The following is a 19,596-nucleotide window of genomic DNA, read 5'->3' on the forward strand; positions in this document are numbered from 1 at the left end:
CAAATACATCAGCTGTAGGAGTGAGCTTGCCGAGATCGTTCCCATGCTCCGCGTGGGAATGCATCCATTGACGCTCTGCGTCAGCTACTGGACGCAGAGCGTCCGGGCCAGGGTTCTTACGCTCCGCGCGGGAACCCTCGTGTTCTCGATCATTTCACCGCACCAAACGACAGGCCGCGGACCAGTTGTTTCTGGCTGATCCAGCCGAAAATCAGGATCGGTGCACACGCCAGGGTCGAGACCGCCGACAGCTTGGCCCAGAACAGCCCCTCAGGGCTTGAGTACGAGGCGATCAGCGCGGTCAGGGGCGCAGCGTTGGACGAGGTCAGGTTCAAAGACCAGAACGCTTCGTTCCAGCACAGGATCAGCGACAACAGCGCCGTCGAGGCCAGGCCGCCTTTGCAGATCGGGATCAGCACCCGGAAAATTTCTTGGCGCGTGGTGGCGCCGTCCAGCCGCGAGGCCTCGAGGATTTCGCCCGGGATGTCCTTGAAGTAGGTGTAAATCATCCAGACCACGATCGGCAGATTGATCAGGGTGTAGATCACGATCAGCGCGATGCGCGAATCCAGCAGGCCAAACGTCTTGGCCAGCAGGTAAATCGGCATCAATACGCCCACCGGCGGCAGCATCTTGGTGGAAAGCATCCACAGCAGCGTGCTCTTGGTGCGTTTGGTTTCGAAGAACGCCATGGAGTACGCCGCCGGTACAGCGATCAGCAGGCACAGGATTGTGGCGCTGAAAGAAATCAGGATTGAGTTCCAGGCGAAGTGGAAATAGTCGCTGCGTTCCTGAATGTGCAGGTAGTTTTCCAGCGTCGGCGTAAAGATGAACTGGGGCGGCGTGGCGAAGGCATCGATCTCGGTCTTGAAGCTGGTCAGCACCATCCAGAAGATCGGGAAGAAAATCAGCGCCGCGATCGCCCACGACAAGGTGCCGAGCAGCACGCTTTGCAGGCGGCGGGATTGTTTGAGCGTCATCATGACCTTGCCCTCAAGACTTGTCGGTGAGGTTTTTGCCGATCATCCGGATCAGGATGATGGCGGCAATGTTGGCAATGACCACGGCAATCAAGCCGCCTGCCGATGCCATGCCCACGTCGAATTGCAACAGCGCCTGGTTGTAGATCAGGTACGCGAGGTTGGTCGAAGCGAAGCCCGGACCGCCGTTGGTGGTGGTGAAGATTTCCGCGAACACCGACAGCAGGAAGATGGTTTCGATCATCACCACGACCGCGATGGGGCGCGCCAGGTGCGGCAGGGTCAGGTGCCAGAAGATCGCGATGGGGCCCGCACCGTCCAGGCGCGCGGCTTCTTTCTGTTCCTGATCCAGGGACTGCATGGCCGTCATCAGGATCAGGATGGCGAAGGGCAGCCATTGCCACGACACGATGATGATGATCGACAGCATCGGGTAGTTGGCCAGCCAGTCCACGGGCTGTGCACCGAACAACTTCCAGACCGAGGCGAGAATCCCGGACACCGGATGAAAAATCAGGTTTTTCCAGATCAGCGCACTCACCGTGGGCATGATGAAGAACGGCGAGATCAGCAACACGCGCACGATGCCGCGGCCCAGAAACTCACTGGCTTCCAGCAACGCCGAGATCAATACGCCGAGGATCACGCTGATGGCCAGCACACTGCCGACCAGCAACAGCGTATTCATGGCGCCCGGGAAAAAGCCTGCGTCCGTGACGAAGAACTCGAAGTTCTCCAGCCCGACGAATTCGTTTTCGCCCGGGTTCAGCAGGTTGTAGCGAATCAGCGAGAAGTAGATGGTCATGCCCAGTGGGACGATCATCCAGACCAGCAGCAACAGCACCGAAGGGCTGACCAGAAACCAGCCAGGTTTGGTGACACTGCCTTTGGCATGAGATGTGTCGTCGGCCGAGGCCGTACGCGGGGTAATGGTTGACGTGTTCATGATGACTCCGAACCGGGGCAAAAGCGTGAGCGTGGCAGCAGCGGCGGGGCGCCGACTGCTGCCGTGAAGCGACGGGCGTTATCCCTTTTTCGGGTAACCGGCTCGCTTCATCTCACGTTCGGACACGCTTTGTGCGTTGGTCAGTGCCTGATCGACGGAAGAGGTGCCCACCAGTGCTGCAGAGAACTGCTGGCCCACAGACGTACCGATCGACTGGAACTCAGGGATGGTCACCAGCTGGATGCCGACGTAAGGCACAGGCTTGAGGGTCGGCGCTTTTGGCGTCACCGCCTTGAGCGATTCCAGGGTGATGTCGGCGAACGGCGCAGCTTTTTTGTACGCATCGGTGTAGGTCGACGCGCGTGTGCCTGGCGGCACGTTGGACACACCGTCTTTCTCAGCCACCAACGCAGCGTACTCTTTGGAGGTCGCCCACTCGGTGAAGGCGCGCGCGTCCTTGTCGTTCTTGGCGCTGGTCGGAATGGCCAGGGCCCACGAGTACAACCAGGCAGAGCCTTTGTCGGTCACTTCGTGTGGCGCATAGGTAAAGCCTACGTTGTCGGCCACCTTGCTCTGGGACTTGTCGGTGACGAACGAGCCGGCGACGCTGGCGTCCACCCAGATGGCGCATTTGCCACTGTTGAACAGCGCGAGGTTTTCGTTGAAGCCGTTGCTCGAAGCGCCGGGAGGGCCGTCTTTCTTCATGACGTTGGTGTAGAAGGTCAGCGCGTTTTTCCATTCAGGCTGATCGAACTGCGGTTTCCACTGCTCGTCGAACCAGCGCGCGCCGAAGGCGTTGGCCACGGTGGTGATCAATGCCATGTTCTCACCCCAGCCGGCTTTGCCACGCAGGCAGATGCCGTACTGTTCTTTGGATTTGTCGGTGAGTTTGTCGGCGAATTCGGAAATCTGGGTCCAGGTCGGACGCTCCGGCATGGTCAGGCCGGCCGCCTTGAACAGGTCCTTGCGGTAGTAGGTGATCGAGCTTTCGGCGTAGAACGGCAGGGCAAAGAGCTTGCCGTCGACCGACAGGCCATCGCGCACGGACGGGAAAACGTCATCCAGCGCGTAGGACGCTGGCAGGTTGTCCATTTCTTTGAGCCAGCCTTTGGCGCCCCAGAGTGACGCTTCGTACATGCCGATGGTCAGAACGTCGAACTGACCGCCCTTGGTGGCGATGTCCGTGGTCAGGCGCTGGCGCAGCACGTTCTCTTCGAGGACGACCCACTTGAGCTTGATATCGGGATGCTGTTCTTCGAAGGTTTTCGACAGTCGCTGCATGCGAATCATGTCGCTGTTGTTGACGGTGGCGATGGTCACGTCGCCTGCTTCGGCCACAGTGGCCAGGGTTGAGAGTGTCAGACAGGTGCCAGCCAGCAGAACTTTTGCAGAGGTCTTCATTTATCACTCCTCTTCTGTGTCCCGAGGGACGGCAGAAGCTTGGTTATTGTTTTTGTTCCTTCCGGAGACATGGAAGAAGGTCAGTTGATTACAACGGTCTGCACGGACATTGACAAATCCTGCGACACACTGGAACTGATACTTTCTTGCACTGGGAGTTCAGGCGGCAACACACCGAAACTGCGTTCCGGCATGGCCCGGCGCAGTTCCAGCGTAGTAGAGGAAGACGGGAAGTGGGTGAATCAGTACAGGTTTTGCTCGGTGAGGCGCTGCACGGCGAGGCGTCGATAGTGCGAGGGTGTCATGCCTTTGAGCTGTTGGAAGCGCCGGTTGAAATTGGAAATATTGTTGAAGCCTGACTCGAAACACACGTCGGTCACCGGCTTCTCGCCATCGGCCAGCAGCTCACAGGACTTGCTGATGCGCAGGCGATTGACGAACTCAACGAATGTCCGTCCCGTGGCCTGTTTGAACACCCGGGAGAAATAGGTGGGCTTCATCCCCAAATGGTCGGCGACCTCTTCCAGGGTCAGCTCCCGCGCATAGTGGGTGAAGATGTAGTCGACCGCCTTGTTGGTGCGCTCGACCGCATGATCGTCCGACAGCTGCGAGGCGGTGGTGCCTGACAGCAGCTGGAAGTCGTCACTGGCGGCCAGCAACTCCAGCAGAATGAAGAAATGACCCAGACGGGTCATTCCCGAGGAATCGGCGATCTTCTGCATCAGCTTCATGGCCTGACGGACCGTGCGTTTGCAGCGAAACTCGATCCCGTACTGCGCCCGCTCCAGCAATGGCGCCAGGGTCTTGAGCTCGGCAAATACCTGATTACCGCTTTCCAGCAGTTCCTCGGTGAAGTTCACCAGCATGTCGCGCTTGGGAACGACCTCGTCTTCCTCGACCTGGCTGATCCAGTTATGCGGCAGGTTGGGCCCGGTGAGAAACAGCGTGCCCGGATAGAAGTTGCCGATGTAGTCCCCGACGAACACCTTGCCGGAGCTGGCGACGATCAGGTGCAGCTCGTATTCCTTGTGGAAATGCCAGCGCACCAGCGGGCAGGGAAAGCCATGTTCGCGATAGATGATCGACAAACCGTTATGGTCGTCCATCAGCTCGTAGGAAGGGTCGGTGATTTTTGTTGTTTTGGTCATGCTGTTGCCGGGATTCAGGGAGGCGCCTGGGCTTAATGTGCACTAATTGCTCCGGGGAATACAGCGACCCGGCCTCAAACGAAGACCACTTCGACCTTACCTTCCTTGCGTGAGCGTGGCGCTGGCTTTATCACGATCTGAACATCACGCCCAAGGCGTGCCAGGCATTCAATCATTTTCGTTTCGCTGATTCCCCTGAACTTTCCTCGCAACATCTCTGACACCTTGGGCTGTGTAATGCCCAGTATCTCGGCAGCCTGGGCTTGAGTCAGGTGTCGCGCCTTAAGGATGCTGCCGATCTTGGCGGCCAGTTGCGCCTTGACCAGCATCTCGTTTGCGTCGGCGATGCCGAGGTCGGCGTACACGTTACCGCTACCCTGCTCAATTTCAGTCATGGGTCAGTCCTTTCCAATGAGATTCCGCTGCCAGCAGTCGACTTTTGACGACAGCGATGTCGTGATGAGGTGTTTGTGATTTCTTCATGGATTTTTTCTGAAAGCAGTGAAGCACATAGACCGCATTGCCGAAACGCACGGTATAGATGGCGCGATAGGTGTTGCCATGGAAATCCTCGACAACCTCCAGAACACCCGCATGACCAAAACCTTTGAGCGGTTTGGTTTCTGAATGCTTGCCGCCTGTTTGCGCGATGTACAGGGCATAACCGAAAGTGGCCTGCACCTCCGGTGGCATACTGCTGAGATCCTTCCGGCTACTGGCCACCCAAAAAAGCGGTTTTTCAAATCCGTATGACATGGTCGAAATTATACCTATATGGGTATCAGGTCAACCCGTTGATTTCCCTCCAACGGGCCGGGGCCGTCACTATCGCGACCCATCGTCGTTAACGCTATGCAGGAAATGTAAGCTTATGAAAAAAATCCTCCTCATCGGCATCGGCGCGGGCAATCCGGAGCACATCACGGTTCAGGCGATCAAGGCGCTGAACCGGGCGAAGGTGTTTTTCATTCTCGACAAGGGCTACGCCAACGACGATCTGTTGCGACTGCGCCGGGATATTTGCGAGCGGTATATCGAGGGTGATGATTACCGGCTGGTTCAGGTGCGTGACCCTGAACGCGAAGACGATCCGCAGTCCTACCGCAACGGCATCGAGCAGTGGCATGCGCAGCGTGCGGCGCTGTTCGAGCAACTGATCGCCGACGAAGTTGGGGAAGAGGGGATTGGCGGGTTTTTAGTGTGGGGCGATCCGGCGTTGTATGACAGTACGCTGCGGGTCCTGGAGCGGGTGCTGGCGCGAGGCCGGCAGGTGTTCGACTACGAGGTGATTCCCGGTATCACCAGTGTTCAGGCCTTGGCGGCGCAGCACCGCGTGGTGTTGAACCGCGTCGGTGAACCCATCCAGATCACGACCGGTCGGCGTCTGGCTCGTCAGCACGGCGCCGAACTCGACAACGTGGTGGTGATGCTGGACGCGCACACCACCTTTGAACGGTTCGTCGATCAGGACCTTTACATCTACTGGGGCGCTTATCTGGGGACGCCGGATGAAATGCTGATTGCCGGTCCGCTGCGGGAGGTCTGTGAGCAGATCAAACGCACCCGCGACGCGGCGCGAGCAGAGAAGGGCTGGATCATGGACACCTATCTGCTACGACGCGCACTGGAGTGAACGCGTGTTGAGCAGCTGGGGCTCAGGCGTTGTTGTTTTTCGCCTCGATCCACTGCGCCATGTATTGCGTGCTCTTGTGCTGGTGATGACGAAGCATCGCGCCGGTGAAGTTGGCCGTACGGTGGGCCGGCAGGTTATCCCGCAGCTGGTTGATGCGTTCGATCAGCGATGCGCAGTGCTGCTCATGGCGAAAGCGCGCTTTCAGCACCGCGAAACCGTCGAGTTGCGCCTGCTGCCAACGGGTCTGGTCGTTGTACAGGGCGACCGCTTCGTCAGCGAACGACTGGGCGTCGGATGCGATGGCGCCGGGGAATGGCAGCTCGCCGCACATGGCTTCAGCGCCAATAGGGGTGGTTACGGTGGGTGTTCCGCACAGCATGGCATCGATCACCTTGCCCTTGATGCCGGCGCCAAACCGTACGGGCGCCAGCGAGACCCGCGCAGCCGACATCACTTCAAGGGCATCTTCAGCCCTGTTCATGATGTGAAACCCTTGGGCCGCGTTGTGCAGCGCGGTGGCCTTGGGCGGGGTGTAGGCGCCGTAGACATGGAGTTGCGCGCTCGGCAACTGCTGACGAATCAACGGCCAGAGGGTGTTTTTCAGCCAGAGCACCGCATCCCAGTTCGGTGCGTGGCGAAAGTTGCCGATGCACAGAAACGGAAGGCGTTCGCTGAAGCCTATGGCGTTGTCCGGTAGATCGCGCAGCATCAACGGGCACCAGTGAAGCAGGTCGGCCGGCACCTTGAAATGCGTCGTCAGCAGGTCGATTTCGACGTCGGACACCATCAGGTTCAAGTCGCTGCGATAGAACGACGCCAATTCACGCTGCGCCAGATCCATGGTCGCCATGCGTTGAAAAAGTGTCGCGTCAGGCGCGGCGAACACATCGCCAAAATGCTCGCGGCTGCCGTTTTCCTTCAATTGCTCCTTGAGCATCTGGTGCCGGGCGTGACGCAGGCTCTGCAGGTCGCATGTTTCCAGCACCCGCAACGCACCGGGGCAGTGTTTCTCTACCCTCCAGCCAAATTGCTCCTCCATCAGAAATTGATCGAACAACACCACATCCGGCTGCAGCTCTGAGACAAAGTGATCGAAGCTGCTGTTGTTGAGCTCGATTGCGACTTCGGTGATGCCCAGTGCCGCCAGGTCAGCCTTGTGCTCGCCCTCGTTGGCAGGGCTGGCAAAGGTGATTTGCCAGCCCTGCTCGAGGAAACATTCGATCAATTGCATGACGTGACCGCTGGCGGCCGACGAGCGCGGCTCCGGCCATACGTAGCCGATGATCAGAACATGGGTGTGGCGGGCGGCGGGGAGGTGTTCACTGGCCAAGGATGCTTTTCACTTTGTCGCGCAGTTGGTCAATGGAAAACGGCTTGCCAATCAGGTGCATGCCTGGCGGCAACTCGATGTTTTCGGCGTAACCGCTGGCAAACAGAATGGGCAGAGCGGGGCGCAAACCGGCTGCTTTTTTGGCCAGTTCGGTGCCGTCCATGTCGGGCAACCCTTTATCGGTCATCAGCAGATTGATCTTCGCCTCGGGGTCTTGCAGAAAAGCCAATGCCGCTTTGCCGTCGGCCGCTTCGAGCACGCGGTATTCGAGTTCTTCGAGCACGTCGACGATCAGCATCCGGACAATGCTGTCATCTTCAACCACCAGAATCGTGCTGGCTGGGTCGGACATGAAAATTTTCCTTGGAAATGACGGGGTCCTGATCAGGCGAGCTGCGCCCGATCGGCGAAATAACGACTTAATAAATCACCCGGCAATTGTGACAACTTCCCGGCATCGATGACACAATTCAAATGAGTGTAGTGGCGCTAAGGAATCACTCAAACGTATAGTGCGCAGAATTTTGTCCTACAGCTAATGTCTGAAAATTCAATCTTATATGTCAGAAGCTGGAGTTTTTTGCTGAAGTTTACGGCAAACTCCGTCGTTTAGACGAATTCGCCCTGGGGCCTTGCGATGATCCAAAACTCTGCAGTCGATGAGCAACGTTTCCGCAAACTTCTAAGCCGCAACGTCAGTTTGCCTTTGGCGGTCGGTGTGCTCAGCGGCGTTTTTTTCGTCGTACTGATCTCCTACCTGCTGTCGGTCATCCAGTGGGTCGAACACACTGACAGGGTGATCAACAACATTAACCGCTCCTTGAAGTTGTCGGTGGACATGGAGACCGGCATGCGCGGTTTCCTGTTGACGGGCGATGAGCGCTTCCTCGATCCCTACGAAGTCGCCAAGCCGAGCATCATTGCCGAGCTCAAAGGCCTGGAAGACCTGGTGGCGGACAACCCCGATCAAGTTGACCGCTTCAAGCGTCTGGCGGCGATGCAAGAGACGTGGAATCAGTTTGCACAGGAAATGATCACCCTGCGTCGTACCAACGGCGATTACGCGACACCGATTCAAAACCGCCGGGGCAAGCGGCTGGCCGACGAAATTCGTGAACAGTACGATCAGGCAACGAATATCGAGCATCAGTTGCGCCTGACGCGCAATAGCGATGTCACTCATACCACGGTCCTGGCGGTTACGCTCTACATCGCGTTCATCCTGATTGTCAGCGGTATCCTCGCGTGGGTCGGGCGTCGGGACCTGACCGCGTTGTCCAACACCTATACCGCCAATCTCAAGGCTCAACAGGAAGACGCCGAGCGTCTGGCGCAGGTTGCCTGGTTGCGCGACGGTCAGAGCCAGCTCGCCGAGCAAGTGATCGGGCAACTGACGTTGAACCTGCTGGGGCGCAACATTCTGCAGTTCTTCGCTCAATACCTCGGCGTCGTGGTGGCGGCGGTTTACGTGCGTCAGGAGCACGGCGGGCTGGTCCGTGTGGCTTCTTATGGGTTTTCGCGTCAGCAGGAACTGCAGGAACAGTCGATCCACAACGGTGAGGGCGTTGTGGGCAAGGCGGCCGAGCAGGACCGGATCGTTACGCTCAACGATGTGCCGCTGGATTACTTCAAGGTCACTTCGGGCCTGGGCGACGGTTCCCCGCGAAGCGTGGTGGTGGTGCCGACCAGCAACGACGATCAGGTCAACGGCGTGATCGAGCTGGGCTTCCTGCGCGAGCTGACCCCGCGTGACCTCGAATTCCTTGAACTGGTGGCTGAGAACGTCGGAACGTCCATCGAAGCGGCGCGCTATCGTCAGCGTCTTCAGGAGGTGCTGGCTGAAACCCAGCAGCTCAATGAGGAGCTGCAGGTGCAACAGGAAGAGCTGCGCACCGCCAACGAGGAACTGGAAGAGCAATCGCGGATCCTCAAGGAGTCCCAGGCGCACCTGGAAACGCAACAAGCGGAGCTTGAGCAGACCAACGAACAGTTGGCCGAGCAAGGCAAAGCGCTGGCAGAGCAGCGTGATGCGCTGGACCGCAACAACGAAGAGCTGAGCATTGCGCAGGTCGAACTCGAGGCGCGCGCCGACGAGCTGCAGCGGTCGAGCAAGTACAAGTCCGAATTCCTCGCAAACATGTCACACGAGCTGCGCACGCCGCTGAACAGCTCGTTGATCCTTGCCAAGCTGCTGGCCGAGAACCCGCAAGAGAACCTCACCGAGGAGCAGGTCAAGTTTGCCGAATCGATCTATTCGGCCGGCAACGACCTGCTGAACCTGATCAACGACATTCTCGACATCTCGAAGGTCGAGGCGGGCAAGCTCGATGTGCGCCCGGAAAACAGCAGCGTCAGTCGTCTGGTCGATGGCTTGCGCATGACGTTCGAGCCGCTGGCCGCTGACAAGCATCTGCAATTCTCGGTAGAAGTGCAGCCAGGCGCGCCCGTGTCGCTGTACACGGATCGCCAACGTCTGGAGCAGATCCTGAAGAATCTGCTTTCCAACGCGATCAAGTTCACTGAAACGGGCGCGGTCAGCCTGACCGTGTCGCGTCAGCCGGGCGAAGGCATCGCCTTCACCGTGCGCGACTCCGGTATCGGTATCGCCGAAGACCAGCAGGAAAGCATTTTCGAAGCCTTCCGGCAGGCCGACGGGACCACCAACCGTCGCTATGGCGGCACGGGCCTGGGTTTGTCGATTTCCCGCGACCTGGCCAAGCTGCTGGGCGGTTCGATTTCGGTCACCAGCGCGCCTGAACAGGGCAGTATTTTCACCCTCGTGCTGCCTGAGCAGTATATGGAACATTCGCTGAGCCAGTATGTGGAAGTGCCCCCCGCTGCGGTTCAGGTTGCACCGAAGCCAGCGCCCGTCGCCCCGGCTCCGGCTCCGGCGCCAGTCCCGGTCAGCCAGCCTATTCCGCGATTTGCCGATGACCGCGACCGGGCCCCGTTCAACAAGCGTTGCATTCTGGTGATCGAGGATGAGGTGCGTTTTGCCCACATTCTTTACGACCTGGCGCACGAGTTGGGGTACAACTGCCTGGTCGCCCATGGCGCAGACGAAGGGTTCGATCTGGCGTCGAGCTTCTTGCCCGATGCCATCCTCCTCGACATGCGTCTGCCGGACCATTCCGGGCTGACCGTATTGCAGCGCCTGAAAGAGATGCCGAGCACCCGGCACATTCCGGTGCATGTCATCTCCGTCGAAGACCGTCAGGAAGCGGCGTTGCAGATGGGTGCCATCGGCTATGCGGTCAAACCGACCACGCGCGAGGAGCTCAAGGACGTGTTCGCACGCCTGGAAGCCAAGCTGACGCAGAAGGTCAAGCGCGTGCTGCTGGTCGAGGACGATGCGTTGCAGCGCGACAGCATTGCCCGCCTGATCGGCGATGACGACATTGAAATCACGGCGGTCGGTTTCGCTCAGGACGCGCTGGAGTTGCTGCGCGACAATGCCTATGACTGCATGATCATCGACCTGAAACTGCCCGACATGCTCGGCAATGACCTGCTCAAGCGGATGTCGACCGACGAGATCTGTGCGTTCCCCCCGGTCATCGTTTATACCGGTCGCAACCTGACCCGTGATGAAGAAACCGAGCTGCTCAAATACTCGCGCACGATCATCATCAAAGGCGCGCGCTCCCCGGAGCGTCTGCTCGACGAAGTCACCCTGTTCCTGCACAAGGTCGAGTCGCAACTCTCGAACGAGCGGCAGAAGATGCTCAAGACCGCGCGCAGCCGCGACCGTGTGTTCGAGGGGCGCAAGATTCTCGTGGTCGACGACGACGTGCGCAACATCTTCGCCTTGACCAGTGCGCTGGAGCATAAGGGCGCCATCGTCGAGGTCGGCCGAAACGGCCTGGAAGCGATCGAGAAGCTCAACACGGTTGACGACATCGACCTGGTGTTGATGGACGTGATGATGCCCGAGATGGACGGTTACGAGGCCACCGCCGAGATCCGCAAAGACCCACGCTGGCGCAAGCTGCCGATCATCGCCGTCACCGCCAAGGCCATGAAGGACGATCAGGACCGCTGCATGCAGGCGGGATCGAACGACTACCTGGCCAAGCCGATCGATCTGGATCGTCTGTTCTCGCTGATTCGCGTGTGGCTGCCGAAAATGGAACGTATCTGAATGGATCGGATCAATTGACCACGCCCGCAGAAAGACCAGGTTTTATTGATGGCCAATGAGCGAAATACCGATATCGAATTGCGCTTGTTGATCGAGGCGATCTATCTGAAGTACAGCTACGACTTTCGCGATTATTCGGGCGCCTCGGTAAAACGACGCGTTGCCCATGCCTTGCGTCAGTTCGAGTTGAAGACCATCTCCGCCTTGCAGGAACGTGTGCTCCATGACCCTTCGGCGTTCATGCAGCTGTTGCAGTTCCTGACGATACCGGTCAGCGAAATGTTCCGTGACCCGACCCACTTCCTGGCGATCCGTCAGGAAGTGGTGCCGCTGCTCAAGACCTACCCTTCGGTGAAGATCTGGATTGCCGGTTGCAGCACGGGTGAAGAGGTTTACTCGATGGCCATTCTGTTGCGTGAGGAAGGGCTGCTCGACCGCACGATCATCTACGCGACCGACATCAACCCGACGTCCCTGGAAAAAGCCAAGCAAGGCATTTTCTCCATGGAGAACATTCGCGCGTACAACGAGAATTACCTCAAGGCGGGCGGCAAACGGTTGTTTTCCGAGTACTACACGGCCGCGTACGATTACGCGATTTTCGACAAGAGCCTGCGGGAAAACGTGACCTTCGCAGACCACAGCCTGGCCACTGACAGCGTGTTCTCCGAAACCCAGTTGATCTCCTGTCGCAATGTGCTGATCTACTTCAACAAGAAGCTGCAGGACCGGGCGTTCGGTTTGTTTCATGAGTCCTTGTGTCACCGCGGATTTCTGGTCCTGGGCAGCAAGGAAACCCTTGAATTTTCGGGCTATAAGGATCACTTCGAGCCCTTGGTCAAACAAGAGCGGATCTACCGAAAATCATGAGGACTTCCTTTCCGGGCAAGGCCCCGGATCAGCCTGCGCTGCCCAAGGTCGACGCGATCGTCGTCGGCGCGTCTGCGGGCGGTGTCGAGGCGCTGCTGAACATTTTTCGGCCATTGCCCAAGGGGTTCGGCCTGCCGATCATTGCGGTCCTGCATCTGCCCGAGCAACGCCGCAGCTTGCTGGCGGACGTGTTCCGCGCGCAGTTGGCGATACCGGTCAAGGAAGCGGACGACAAGGAATCCATCGCGCCCGGTACCCTGTACTTTGCGGCGCCCGGTTACCACCTCTCTGTGGAATCGGATTTCACGCTGTCGTTCAGTCAGGAGGAGCGTGTGTATCACTCGCGCCCCAGTATCGATTTTCTCTTCGAGTCGGCTGCCGATGCGTATGACGGCAGGCTCGCAGGGGTGTTGTTGACGGGTGCCAACAATGATGGAGCCCAAGGAATGGCACGAATCAAGGAATACGGTGGTCTTACCGTGGTCCAGGACCCGGCTCTGGCGTTGGCGCGCACCATGCCCGACGCAGCGCTGGCCCTGCATACACCAGACTTTCTCCTGCCTTTGCCCGACATAGGTCCGTTGCTTGTCGAGCTGGAACGAATTGCATGTTGAGTGAAATCAAAGCGAAGTTGCTGATCGTCGACGATCTGCCGGAAAACCTGCTCGCGCTCGAAGCGTTGATCAAACGCGAAGACCGCCAGGTGTACAAGGCGCTGTCAGCCGACGAGGCGCTGTCGTTGTTGCTGGAGCACGAGTTCGCCATGGCGATTCTCGATGTTCAGATGCCTGGCATGAATGGCTTCGAGCTGGCCGAAATGATGCGCGGCACTGAAAAGACCAAGAGCATTCCGATCGTCTTCGTCAGTGCCGCCGGGCGCGAACTGAACTATGCCTTCAAGGGCTACGAAAGCGGCGCGGTCGACTTCCTGCACAAACCGCTGGATATCCACGCGGTGAAAAGCAAGGTCAACGTGTTCGTCGACCTGTATCGCCAACGCAAGGCGATGAAACAGCAGGTTGAGGAGCTTGAACGCAGCCGTCAGGAGCAGGAAGCGCTGCTGCGTGAGTTGAAATCGACACAGAATGAGCTCGAGCACGCGATCCGGATGCGCGACGACTTCATGTCGATCGTTTCCCACGAGGTGCGCACGCCGCTGAACGGCCTGATCCTTGAAACACAGCTGCGCAAGTTGCACCTGGCCAAGGACAACGCGTCGGCGTTCACCATGGACAAGCTCAAGGCAATGGTGGATCGCGACGAGCGGCAGATCCAGAGCCTGATTCGCTTGATCGAGGACATGCTCGATGTGTCGCGCATCCGGACCGGAAAGCTGTCGATCCGCACCAGCCCGTTCGATCTGTCGGAGCTGGTGGTCAATCTGGTGGAAAGCTACGCCGCGCAGATTGCCGCAGCCGAGAGCGTCGTTACTTTGCACGCCAGTGAGCCTGTAATCGGTGTCTGGGACGAGTTCCGCATTGAGCAAGTGGTGGCGAACCTGTTGACCAACGCGTTGCGTTATGGCGCTCACAAGCCCATCGAAGTGCGCGTGTACAGCGAGGGCAGTGAAGCTCGGGTGGAAGTGAAGGACCAGGGAATTGGCATCAGTGCCGAGAACCAGAAGCGTATCTTCCAGCAGTTCGAGCGGGTGTCGGCCAGTCATGCGGTGTCTGGGCTGGGATTGGGGCTGTTCATTTCCGATCAGATCGTGGCGGCCCACGGCGGCACGATCAGCGTGGAAAGTGACGAAGGCTGTGGTTCGCTGTTCCGCGTCAGCTTGCCTCTCTGAACGGAATTCTGGCCTGACAGGTGCGGGCCAGAGCGGTGCCGGTCAGGTTTTCTGACACCGGCGCCCGGTACTCATGACCGTTAAGATAAATAACTGATTTTTCTGCGCAACCTCCAGCGCGGCCCATGGTCGTAATGGCAGCTATTTATAAGATCGAAGGCGTTCCAATGAGCTCTGATGCAGAAAATGTCGTCCTCATCGTCGAAGACGAGCCGCTGATTCTGATGCTGCTCTCCGACTACCTGTCGGGCGAGGGGTATCGTGTGTTGCAGGCGGAAAATGGCGAACAGGCATTCGAAATCCTCGCCACCAAACCGCACCTGGACCTGATGATCACTGATTACCGTCTGCCAGGCGGGGTATCAGGGGTGATGATCGCCGAGCCTGCGGTCAAGTTGCGACCCGAGCTGAAGGTGATCTTCATCAGCGGCTACCCGGCGGAAATCGTCGAGTCCGGCAGCCCGATCGCGCGCAAGGCACCGATTCTGGCCAAGCCGTTCACCATGGACACCTTGCACTCGCAGATTCAGCAGTTGTTGAATTAGTTTGCCGTACCTCGCCGCGGCCGCTGTGGGAGCGAATGCATTCGCGAAGATGGTCCAGACGATGGAGCGTCATCGACTGTACGGACCATTCGCGAATAAATTCGCTCCTACAGTAGCCACACGTAGCGCCTCAGCGCTCAGTCCTCAATCATCTCCCGCACCTTGGCGGTCAGCTGGTCGAATGCAAACGGCTTGGTGATCATCTGCATGCCGGTGTCGAGAAAGCCTGCGCGTACGCTGGCATTTTCCGCGTAGCCGGTGATGAACAGCACTTTCAGGTCAGGGCGCATCTGGCGGCCGATGTCGGCCAGTTGGCGCCCGTTCATGCCGGGCAGGCCGACGTCACTGATCATCAGGTCGATGCGCTGAGTGGACTCCAGAATCGGCACTGCGCCCACGGCGTCTCCCGCTTCCAGCCACGCATACCCCAACTCTCCCAGCACCTGACTCACCAACGCACGCACCGCCGGATCGTCCTCGACGATCAGAATGGTTTCGCCCGCCCGGGCTTCGACTTCCTGGCTATGGCCGTCGGTTTCGTCCTCTTGCTTGCTGCCATGGAAGCGGGGGAGGAACAGTTGCACCGTGGTGCCGTGTCCGACCTGACTTTCGATCGACACATGGCCGTGTGACTGCTTGGTGAAGCCGTAGATCATCGATAACCCGAGCCCGGTCCCTTGGCCAATGGGCTTGGTGGTAAAGAACGGATCGAACGCACGGCTGATCACGTTTTCCGGCATGCCGGAGCCGGTGTCGGTCACGCTGAGCACGACGTAATCACCCGGCAGCAGATTCTCGTACGCGTTGGTAAAGGTGCGGTCAAGCTTGCGGTTGAAGGTCTCGATCATCAGCATGCCACCGTTGGGCATGGCATCTCGGGCGTTGAGCACCAGGTTGAGCAGGGCGCTTTCCAGCTGGTTGGGGTCGGCTTCGGCTGTCCATAGTTCCGGCTCCAGACACATGTCCAGGCGAATGCTTTCGTTGACGCTGCGATGCAGCAACTCGCCCATGGAATGGACCAGTTCATTCATCTCCACCGGCTTGGAATCCAGCGACTGGCGGCGTGAGAACGCCAGCAGGCGGTGGGTGAGGGCGGCGGCGCGATTGGCAGAGGTCACGCCCAGGTCAATCAGGCCGTCCAGGTCTTCGGTCTTGCCGCGAGCCAGTCGGCGCCTGAGCAATTCCAGGCTGCCAATGATGCCGGTCAGCATGTTGTTGAAGTCGTGAGCGATGCCGCCCGTGAGTTGCCCGACGGCCTCCATCTTCTGCGATTGACGCAAGACTTCTTCGTTATGCCGCAATTGCGAGGTGCGCTCTTCGACCTGTTGCTCAAGGGTTTCGTTAAGCCGGCGCAGCTGGGTTTCGGCAAGCTTTCGCTCGGTGATGTCCGAGGTCACGCCGGCCAGCAGACTGACCCGGCCATTGCGTGCCCGGATGGCCCGTGCACGAACGTCCACCCAGTGCAGCGAGCCGTCGGCCCAGACGTTCCTGAACTCGATAATGAAATCATCGCCCGTGTCCAGGCTGCGTTGCAAGGCGGACTGCATGCGCGGCTGGTCTTCGGGAAACACCGATTCCAGCCATTGGTGATAGGTAAAGGGCGACTGTTCATTGCGCCCGAAGTGGACCTTGCTGATGTCCGAGCAGTCCAGTTCGAGAAACTCGGCTTCCAGCTGCCAGGAACCCAAACGACCTGCCTTCAGCGCGTGCTGAAGACGCCGCTCGCTTTCGGCGAGGTCCTCCATGCGGCTGCGCGCCTCGTACTGACGCCGCCGCCCTCTGACGGCAGTGGTCACCAGACTGACCAGGGTTGCCGGGTGAAACGGACGTTCAAGAAACGTAACATTGCCGAGCATCTTGCCCAGCCGCGCGGAAGGGTTCTGCTCCGGTCCCCCGTGGTGAGTCAGGAGTACGATCGGGAGGTCCGACCAGGCGGGCTGGTTAGCCAGCAGGCTCAGCAAAGGATTGAGATCGACCCCGCGCAAGGCTTCGTCGGCGACGATGGCAAGGCCTGCGCCCGAGATAAGCTCCTTGCACAGGCCGGCCAGGTCATGGGTGATGAGTGCCGGGAAACCTGCTTCCTGCAAAATCATCAAAGCAATCTGACTGTCCCTCCCGCGAGGCGCCAGGATCACTGCGCGTTCTGATAACTGTCCCGGTGTACTCACACTTCCTCATCCCGCAGCAGCGGATTGCTCTCGCCGAAATAATGGGGCACGCCGCGCAGCACACCCTGAAAGGCTTCCAGCGGCTCGCCGATGGTCAAACCGTTGCCACTGATGCGGTATTCGCGAATGGTCGATTCATGGGTTCCGGTGCGTTTTTTAATGATGGAGATTGCGCGCCGCACTTGGCCCAGTGCTTCGAAATAACGCAACAGCACGACCGTATCGGCCAGGTAAGTAATGTCCACGGGAGTGCGCATGTCGCCGACCAGCCCGTGCTGCGCCACGGTCATGAACGTCGAGGCGCCCTGACGGTTCAGGTACAGCAGCAGTTCGTGCATGTGCAGCACCAGCGCATTCTCTTCCGGCATCGCCGCCTGGTAGCCATTGAGGCTGTCGATGACCACAGTACTGATGTGCTTCTCGTCGACACTGCGACGCACGCGGTGCGAAAACTCGCCCGGTGACAACTCGGCGGCATCGACTTGTTCGATCAGCAGGTTGCCGGTGCGCTGCAGGGCGTCCAGGTCGATACCGACCTTTTTCATCCGCTCGAACAACAAGCCCAGTTCTTCATCGAAAATGAATAGCCCGACCTTTTCGCCCCGTGCCACGGCCGACGCAGCGAATACCAGAGAGATCAGCGATTTGCCGGTACCTGCCGGTCCCAGAATCAGCGTGCTGGAACCGCTGTCGATACCGCCCCCGAGCAATGCATCCAGTGCCGGATTGCCGCTGCTCAGCTGTCTGCTCGCGAATCGGTTACGGTGTTCGGCCGCCACCAGGCGTGGGAATACATGTATACCGTCTTCCATAATGTTGAAGTCGTGGTAGCCGCCACGGTATTTCTGACCGCGGTACTTGACCACCCGCAGGCGCCGCCGCTCGGCACCGTAGCCGGGCGTCAACTCCTCGAGACGAATCACCCCGTGGGCAACGCTGTGCACGGTCTTGTCCAGCAATTCCGTGGTCAGGTCATCGAGCAGTACCACCGTCGCGTCGTACCGGGCGAAGTAGTGCTTGATCGCCAGGATCTGACGGCGATAGCGCAACGAGCTTTGCGCCAGCAGGCGGATTTCCGACAGGCTGTCGATGATCACGCGCTTGGGCTTGACCCGTTCGACGACCTCGAAAATCTGGCGGGTGGCTTCACCCAATTCAAGGTCGGAGGAATACAGCAGGCTTTGCTGATGTTCGGCATTGAGCAGGTCTTCAGGTGGCGTCAGCTCGAACACCTCGATGTGTTCATCCAGATCCCAGCCATGGGATTGTGCACCGTCGCGCAGCTCGCGCTCGGTTTCAGACAGCGTGATGTAAAGACAGCGCTCTCCCGCCGTCGCACCTGCCAGCAAAAACTGCAGTGCAACGGTGGTCTTGCCGGTTCCGGGTTCTCCTTCGAGAAGAAATACATGACTGCGTGAAAGTCCACCCGCGAGGATGTCGTCCAGGCCCACGATACCGGTTGCCGCTTTTGATGTAGTCAAGAATCGCCCTCTTGCGACCTGAGAATGAGTGGGCGCCGATCGTTGCATGGCTCCCCTGGCAGCGGCGATGACCGAGGGTTCCGGTTCTGCGCTGCCATCACTCTGGACCGTAGTCACTTGTAACCGTTCAGTTTTTCCAATGGCAAATTGCAATCTGTTCCGACGAAACGCCCGTTGAAGTCCGGCAAATGGCGCAACCGTGGCCTGCGACGGTTATTGGCTGTTGATATAGTCCGGCATCATGGATTTCACCCCACACAGGCCACTCAAGGATCCTCGCCGTGTCTGATTACAGCGCTTTCAAGGTCGAGCTCACCGATCACATCGCCCACGTGCAAATCAATCGCCCGGAGAAGATCAACGCCATGAACGCGGCGTTCTGGAGCGAGATCATTGATATTTTTCAATGGATCGAAGACACGGACGCTGTGCGCGTGGTGGTGCTCAGCGGTGCGGGCAAGCATTTCTCCTCGGGCATCGACCTGATGATGCTTGCCTCGGTCGCCAATGAGCTGGGCAAGGATGTAGGCCGTAACGCACGGCTGTTGCGTCGCAAGATCCTGCAGATGCAGGAGTCGTTCAGTGTGGTGGACCGTTGCAGCAAGCCGGTGCTGGCCGCCGTGCAGGGCTATTGCATCGGCGGCGCCATCGACCTGATCAGTGCCTGCGACATGCGCTATGCGGCGGACGACGCGCTGTTTTCCATTCGCGAGATCGACATGGGGATGGCGGCCGACGTGGGCACCCTGCAGCGTCTGCCACGCTTGATCGGCGACGGCATGATGCGCGAGATGGCGTACACCGGACGCAACGTCAAGGCAGACGAAGCGCTGCGCATTGGTCTGGTCAATCGCACGTTCGCCGGTCTGCCTCAGTTGTTGGACGGCGTCTTCGAAATCGCCCGGGAAATTGCCGCCAAGTCTCCCATCGCCATCAGCGGCAGCAAACGCATGATCGGTTATATGCGTGATCACAGCGTGGACGACGGTCTCGAATACGTTGCCACATGGAACGCTGCCATGTTGCAATCGGCGGACCTGAAGCTGGCGATGGTTGCTCACATGGGCAAACAGAAACCGGTCTTCGATAATTGACCGGCGAACCCGATCTTCGCCGACGCCTGTCGCCGTCGAGCCTCGCGTGCAGAGCCTCGGGCGGTACAGG

At 59.0% G+C, this 19,596-nt stretch carries 17 protein-coding genes; 7 read left to right on the forward strand and 10 right to left on the reverse strand.

Features of this window, described 5'->3' with window-relative positions; genetic code table 11:
- Positions 1-149: 149 nt before the first annotated feature.
- The 6 genes from ABDX87_RS26340 to ABDX87_RS26365 all read right to left on the reverse strand — a co-directional run bounded on the left by ABDX87_RS26340 (position 150) and on the right by ABDX87_RS26365 (position 5,231).
- Positions 150-983, reverse strand: a complete 834-nt coding sequence (locus ABDX87_RS26340; protein ID WP_346830528.1) for a carbohydrate ABC transporter permease — start codon at positions 981-983, stop codon at positions 150-152.
- 10 nt (positions 984-993) lie between these two features.
- Positions 994-1,926 carry a carbohydrate ABC transporter permease gene (locus ABDX87_RS26345; RefSeq protein ID WP_346830529.1) on the reverse strand — a complete coding sequence of 311 codons (933 nt, stop codon included), beginning with the start codon at positions 1,924-1,926 and terminating at the stop codon, positions 994-996.
- Positions 1,927-2,004: 78 nt separating this feature from the next.
- Positions 2,005-3,327 carry an ABC transporter substrate-binding protein gene (locus tag ABDX87_RS26350; protein ID WP_346830530.1) on the reverse strand — a complete coding sequence of 441 codons (1,323 nt, stop codon included), beginning with the start codon at positions 3,325-3,327 and terminating at the stop codon, positions 2,005-2,007.
- 242 nt (positions 3,328-3,569) lie between these two features.
- Positions 3,570-4,475 carry an AraC family transcriptional regulator gene (locus ABDX87_RS26355; protein ID WP_346830531.1) on the reverse strand — a complete coding sequence of 302 codons (906 nt, stop codon included), beginning with the start codon at positions 4,473-4,475 and terminating at the stop codon, positions 3,570-3,572.
- 74 nt (positions 4,476-4,549) lie between these two features.
- Positions 4,550-4,870, reverse strand: coding sequence for a helix-turn-helix domain-containing protein (locus ABDX87_RS26360; protein ID WP_346830532.1), 321 nt, complete (start codon positions 4,868-4,870; stop codon positions 4,550-4,552).
- Positions 4,863-5,231 carry a type II toxin-antitoxin system RelE/ParE family toxin gene (locus tag ABDX87_RS26365; RefSeq protein WP_346830533.1) on the reverse strand — a complete coding sequence of 123 codons (369 nt, stop codon included), beginning with the start codon at positions 5,229-5,231 and terminating at the stop codon, positions 4,863-4,865. The genes ABDX87_RS26360 and ABDX87_RS26365 overlap by 8 nt, the downstream gene beginning before the upstream one ends.
- Before the next feature lie 115 nt (positions 5,232-5,346).
- Here ABDX87_RS26365 and cobF point away from each other — a divergent pair, with 115 nt between their 5' ends.
- Entirely contained in the window at positions 5,347-6,108 is a 762-nt protein-coding gene (gene cobF / locus ABDX87_RS26370) for a precorrin-6A synthase (deacetylating) (protein ID WP_346830534.1), read from the forward strand.
- A gap of 22 nt (positions 6,109-6,130) precedes the next feature.
- On the opposite strand, the gene ABDX87_RS26375 is transcribed toward cobF, so the two are convergent.
- Both ABDX87_RS26375 and ABDX87_RS26380 read right to left on the reverse strand, forming a co-directional pair.
- Positions 6,131-7,438 carry a glycosyltransferase gene (locus ABDX87_RS26375; RefSeq protein WP_431061183.1) on the reverse strand — a complete coding sequence of 436 codons (1,308 nt, stop codon included), beginning with the start codon at positions 7,436-7,438 and terminating at the stop codon, positions 6,131-6,133.
- Positions 7,428-7,790 (reverse strand): response regulator, encoded by a 363-nt coding sequence (locus ABDX87_RS26380; RefSeq protein WP_346830535.1) that lies wholly within the window; start codon positions 7,788-7,790, stop codon positions 7,428-7,430. Before ABDX87_RS26380 ends, ABDX87_RS26375 begins: the two co-directional genes overlap by 11 nt.
- A 285-nt stretch (positions 7,791-8,075) precedes the next feature.
- Between ABDX87_RS26380 and ABDX87_RS26385 the strand changes: the two genes are divergently transcribed.
- The 5 genes from ABDX87_RS26385 to ABDX87_RS26405 all read left to right on the forward strand — a co-directional run bounded on the left by ABDX87_RS26385 (position 8,076) and on the right by ABDX87_RS26405 (position 14,783).
- Positions 8,076-11,579, forward strand: a complete 3,504-nt coding sequence (locus ABDX87_RS26385; RefSeq protein ID WP_346830536.1) for a response regulator — start codon at positions 8,076-8,078, stop codon at positions 11,577-11,579.
- Between the two features lie 48 nt (positions 11,580-11,627).
- Positions 11,628-12,449, forward strand: a complete 822-nt coding sequence (locus ABDX87_RS26390) for a CheR family methyltransferase (RefSeq protein ID WP_346830537.1) — start codon at positions 11,628-11,630, stop codon at positions 12,447-12,449.
- Entirely contained in the window at positions 12,446-13,063 is a 618-nt protein-coding gene (locus ABDX87_RS26395; protein ID WP_346830538.1) for a chemotaxis protein CheB, read from the forward strand. The genes ABDX87_RS26390 and ABDX87_RS26395 overlap by 4 nt, the downstream gene beginning before the upstream one ends.
- On the forward strand, positions 13,057-14,238 hold the full coding sequence (locus ABDX87_RS26400; protein WP_346830539.1) for a hybrid sensor histidine kinase/response regulator: 1,182 nt from the start codon (positions 13,057-13,059) through the stop codon (positions 14,236-14,238). Before ABDX87_RS26395 ends, ABDX87_RS26400 begins: the two co-directional genes overlap by 7 nt.
- Before the next feature lie 167 nt (positions 14,239-14,405).
- Positions 14,406-14,783, forward strand: coding sequence for a response regulator (locus tag ABDX87_RS26405; protein ID WP_062381871.1), 378 nt, complete (start codon positions 14,406-14,408; stop codon positions 14,781-14,783).
- A gap of 137 nt (positions 14,784-14,920) precedes the next feature.
- Here ABDX87_RS26405 and ABDX87_RS26410 read toward each other — a convergent pair whose 3' ends face one another.
- Entirely contained in the window at positions 14,921-16,951 is a 2,031-nt protein-coding gene (locus ABDX87_RS26410; protein WP_346830540.1) for a response regulator, read from the reverse strand.
- Positions 16,948-18,480, reverse strand: coding sequence for an ATPase domain-containing protein (locus ABDX87_RS26415; protein ID WP_346830541.1), 1,533 nt, complete (start codon positions 18,478-18,480; stop codon positions 16,948-16,950). The genes ABDX87_RS26410 and ABDX87_RS26415 overlap by 4 nt, the downstream gene beginning before the upstream one ends.
- A gap of 233 nt (positions 18,481-18,713) precedes the next feature.
- On the opposite strand from ABDX87_RS26415, the gene ABDX87_RS26420 reads away from it, so the two are divergent.
- Positions 18,714-19,526, forward strand: a complete 813-nt coding sequence (locus ABDX87_RS26420; RefSeq protein WP_346830542.1) for a crotonase/enoyl-CoA hydratase family protein — start codon at positions 18,714-18,716, stop codon at positions 19,524-19,526.
- Positions 19,527-19,596: the final 70 nt, after the last annotated feature.

This window comes from Pseudomonas abietaniphila, from assembly GCF_039697315.1.
Lineage (GTDB): Bacteria > Pseudomonadota > Gammaproteobacteria > Pseudomonadales > Pseudomonadaceae > Aquipseudomonas > Aquipseudomonas abietaniphila_B.

What these genes read in the sequence shown, in the direction of transcription:
- cobF (WP_346830534.1), top strand. Translation starts at nt 5,347, where the DNA reads ATGAAAAAAATCCTCCTCATCGGCATCGGCGCGGGCAATCCGGAGCAC.
- ABDX87_RS26345 (WP_346830529.1), bottom strand. Translation starts at nt 1,926, where the DNA reads ATGAACACGTCAACCATTACCCCGCGTACGGCCTCGGCCGACGACACA.
- ABDX87_RS26355 (WP_346830531.1), bottom strand. Translation starts at nt 4,475, where the DNA reads ATGACCAAAACAACAAAAATCACCGACCCTTCCTACGAGCTGATGGAC.
- ABDX87_RS26380 (WP_346830535.1), bottom strand. Translation starts at nt 7,790, where the DNA reads ATGTCCGACCCAGCCAGCACGATTCTGGTGGTTGAAGATGACAGCATT.
- ABDX87_RS26385 (WP_346830536.1), top strand. Translation starts at nt 8,076, where the DNA reads ATGATCCAAAACTCTGCAGTCGATGAGCAACGTTTCCGCAAACTTCTA.
- ABDX87_RS26405 (WP_062381871.1), top strand. Translation starts at nt 14,406, where the DNA reads ATGAGCTCTGATGCAGAAAATGTCGTCCTCATCGTCGAAGACGAGCCG.
- ABDX87_RS26395 (WP_346830538.1), top strand. Translation starts at nt 12,446, where the DNA reads ATGAGGACTTCCTTTCCGGGCAAGGCCCCGGATCAGCCTGCGCTGCCC.
- ABDX87_RS26340 (WP_346830528.1), bottom strand. Translation starts at nt 983, where the DNA reads ATGATGACGCTCAAACAATCCCGCCGCCTGCAAAGCGTGCTGCTCGGC.
- ABDX87_RS26415 (WP_346830541.1), bottom strand. Translation starts at nt 18,480, where the DNA reads ATGCAACGATCGGCGCCCACTCATTCTCAGGTCGCAAGAGGGCGATTC.
- ABDX87_RS26400 (WP_346830539.1), top strand. Translation starts at nt 13,057, where the DNA reads ATGTTGAGTGAAATCAAAGCGAAGTTGCTGATCGTCGACGATCTGCCG.
- ABDX87_RS26390 (WP_346830537.1), top strand. Translation starts at nt 11,628, where the DNA reads ATGGCCAATGAGCGAAATACCGATATCGAATTGCGCTTGTTGATCGAG.
- ABDX87_RS26350 (WP_346830530.1), bottom strand. Translation starts at nt 3,327, where the DNA reads ATGAAGACCTCTGCAAAAGTTCTGCTGGCTGGCACCTGTCTGACACTC.
- ABDX87_RS26365 (WP_346830533.1), bottom strand. Translation starts at nt 5,231, where the DNA reads ATGTCATACGGATTTGAAAAACCGCTTTTTTGGGTGGCCAGTAGCCGG.
- ABDX87_RS26360 (WP_346830532.1), bottom strand. Translation starts at nt 4,870, where the DNA reads ATGACTGAAATTGAGCAGGGTAGCGGTAACGTGTACGCCGACCTCGGC.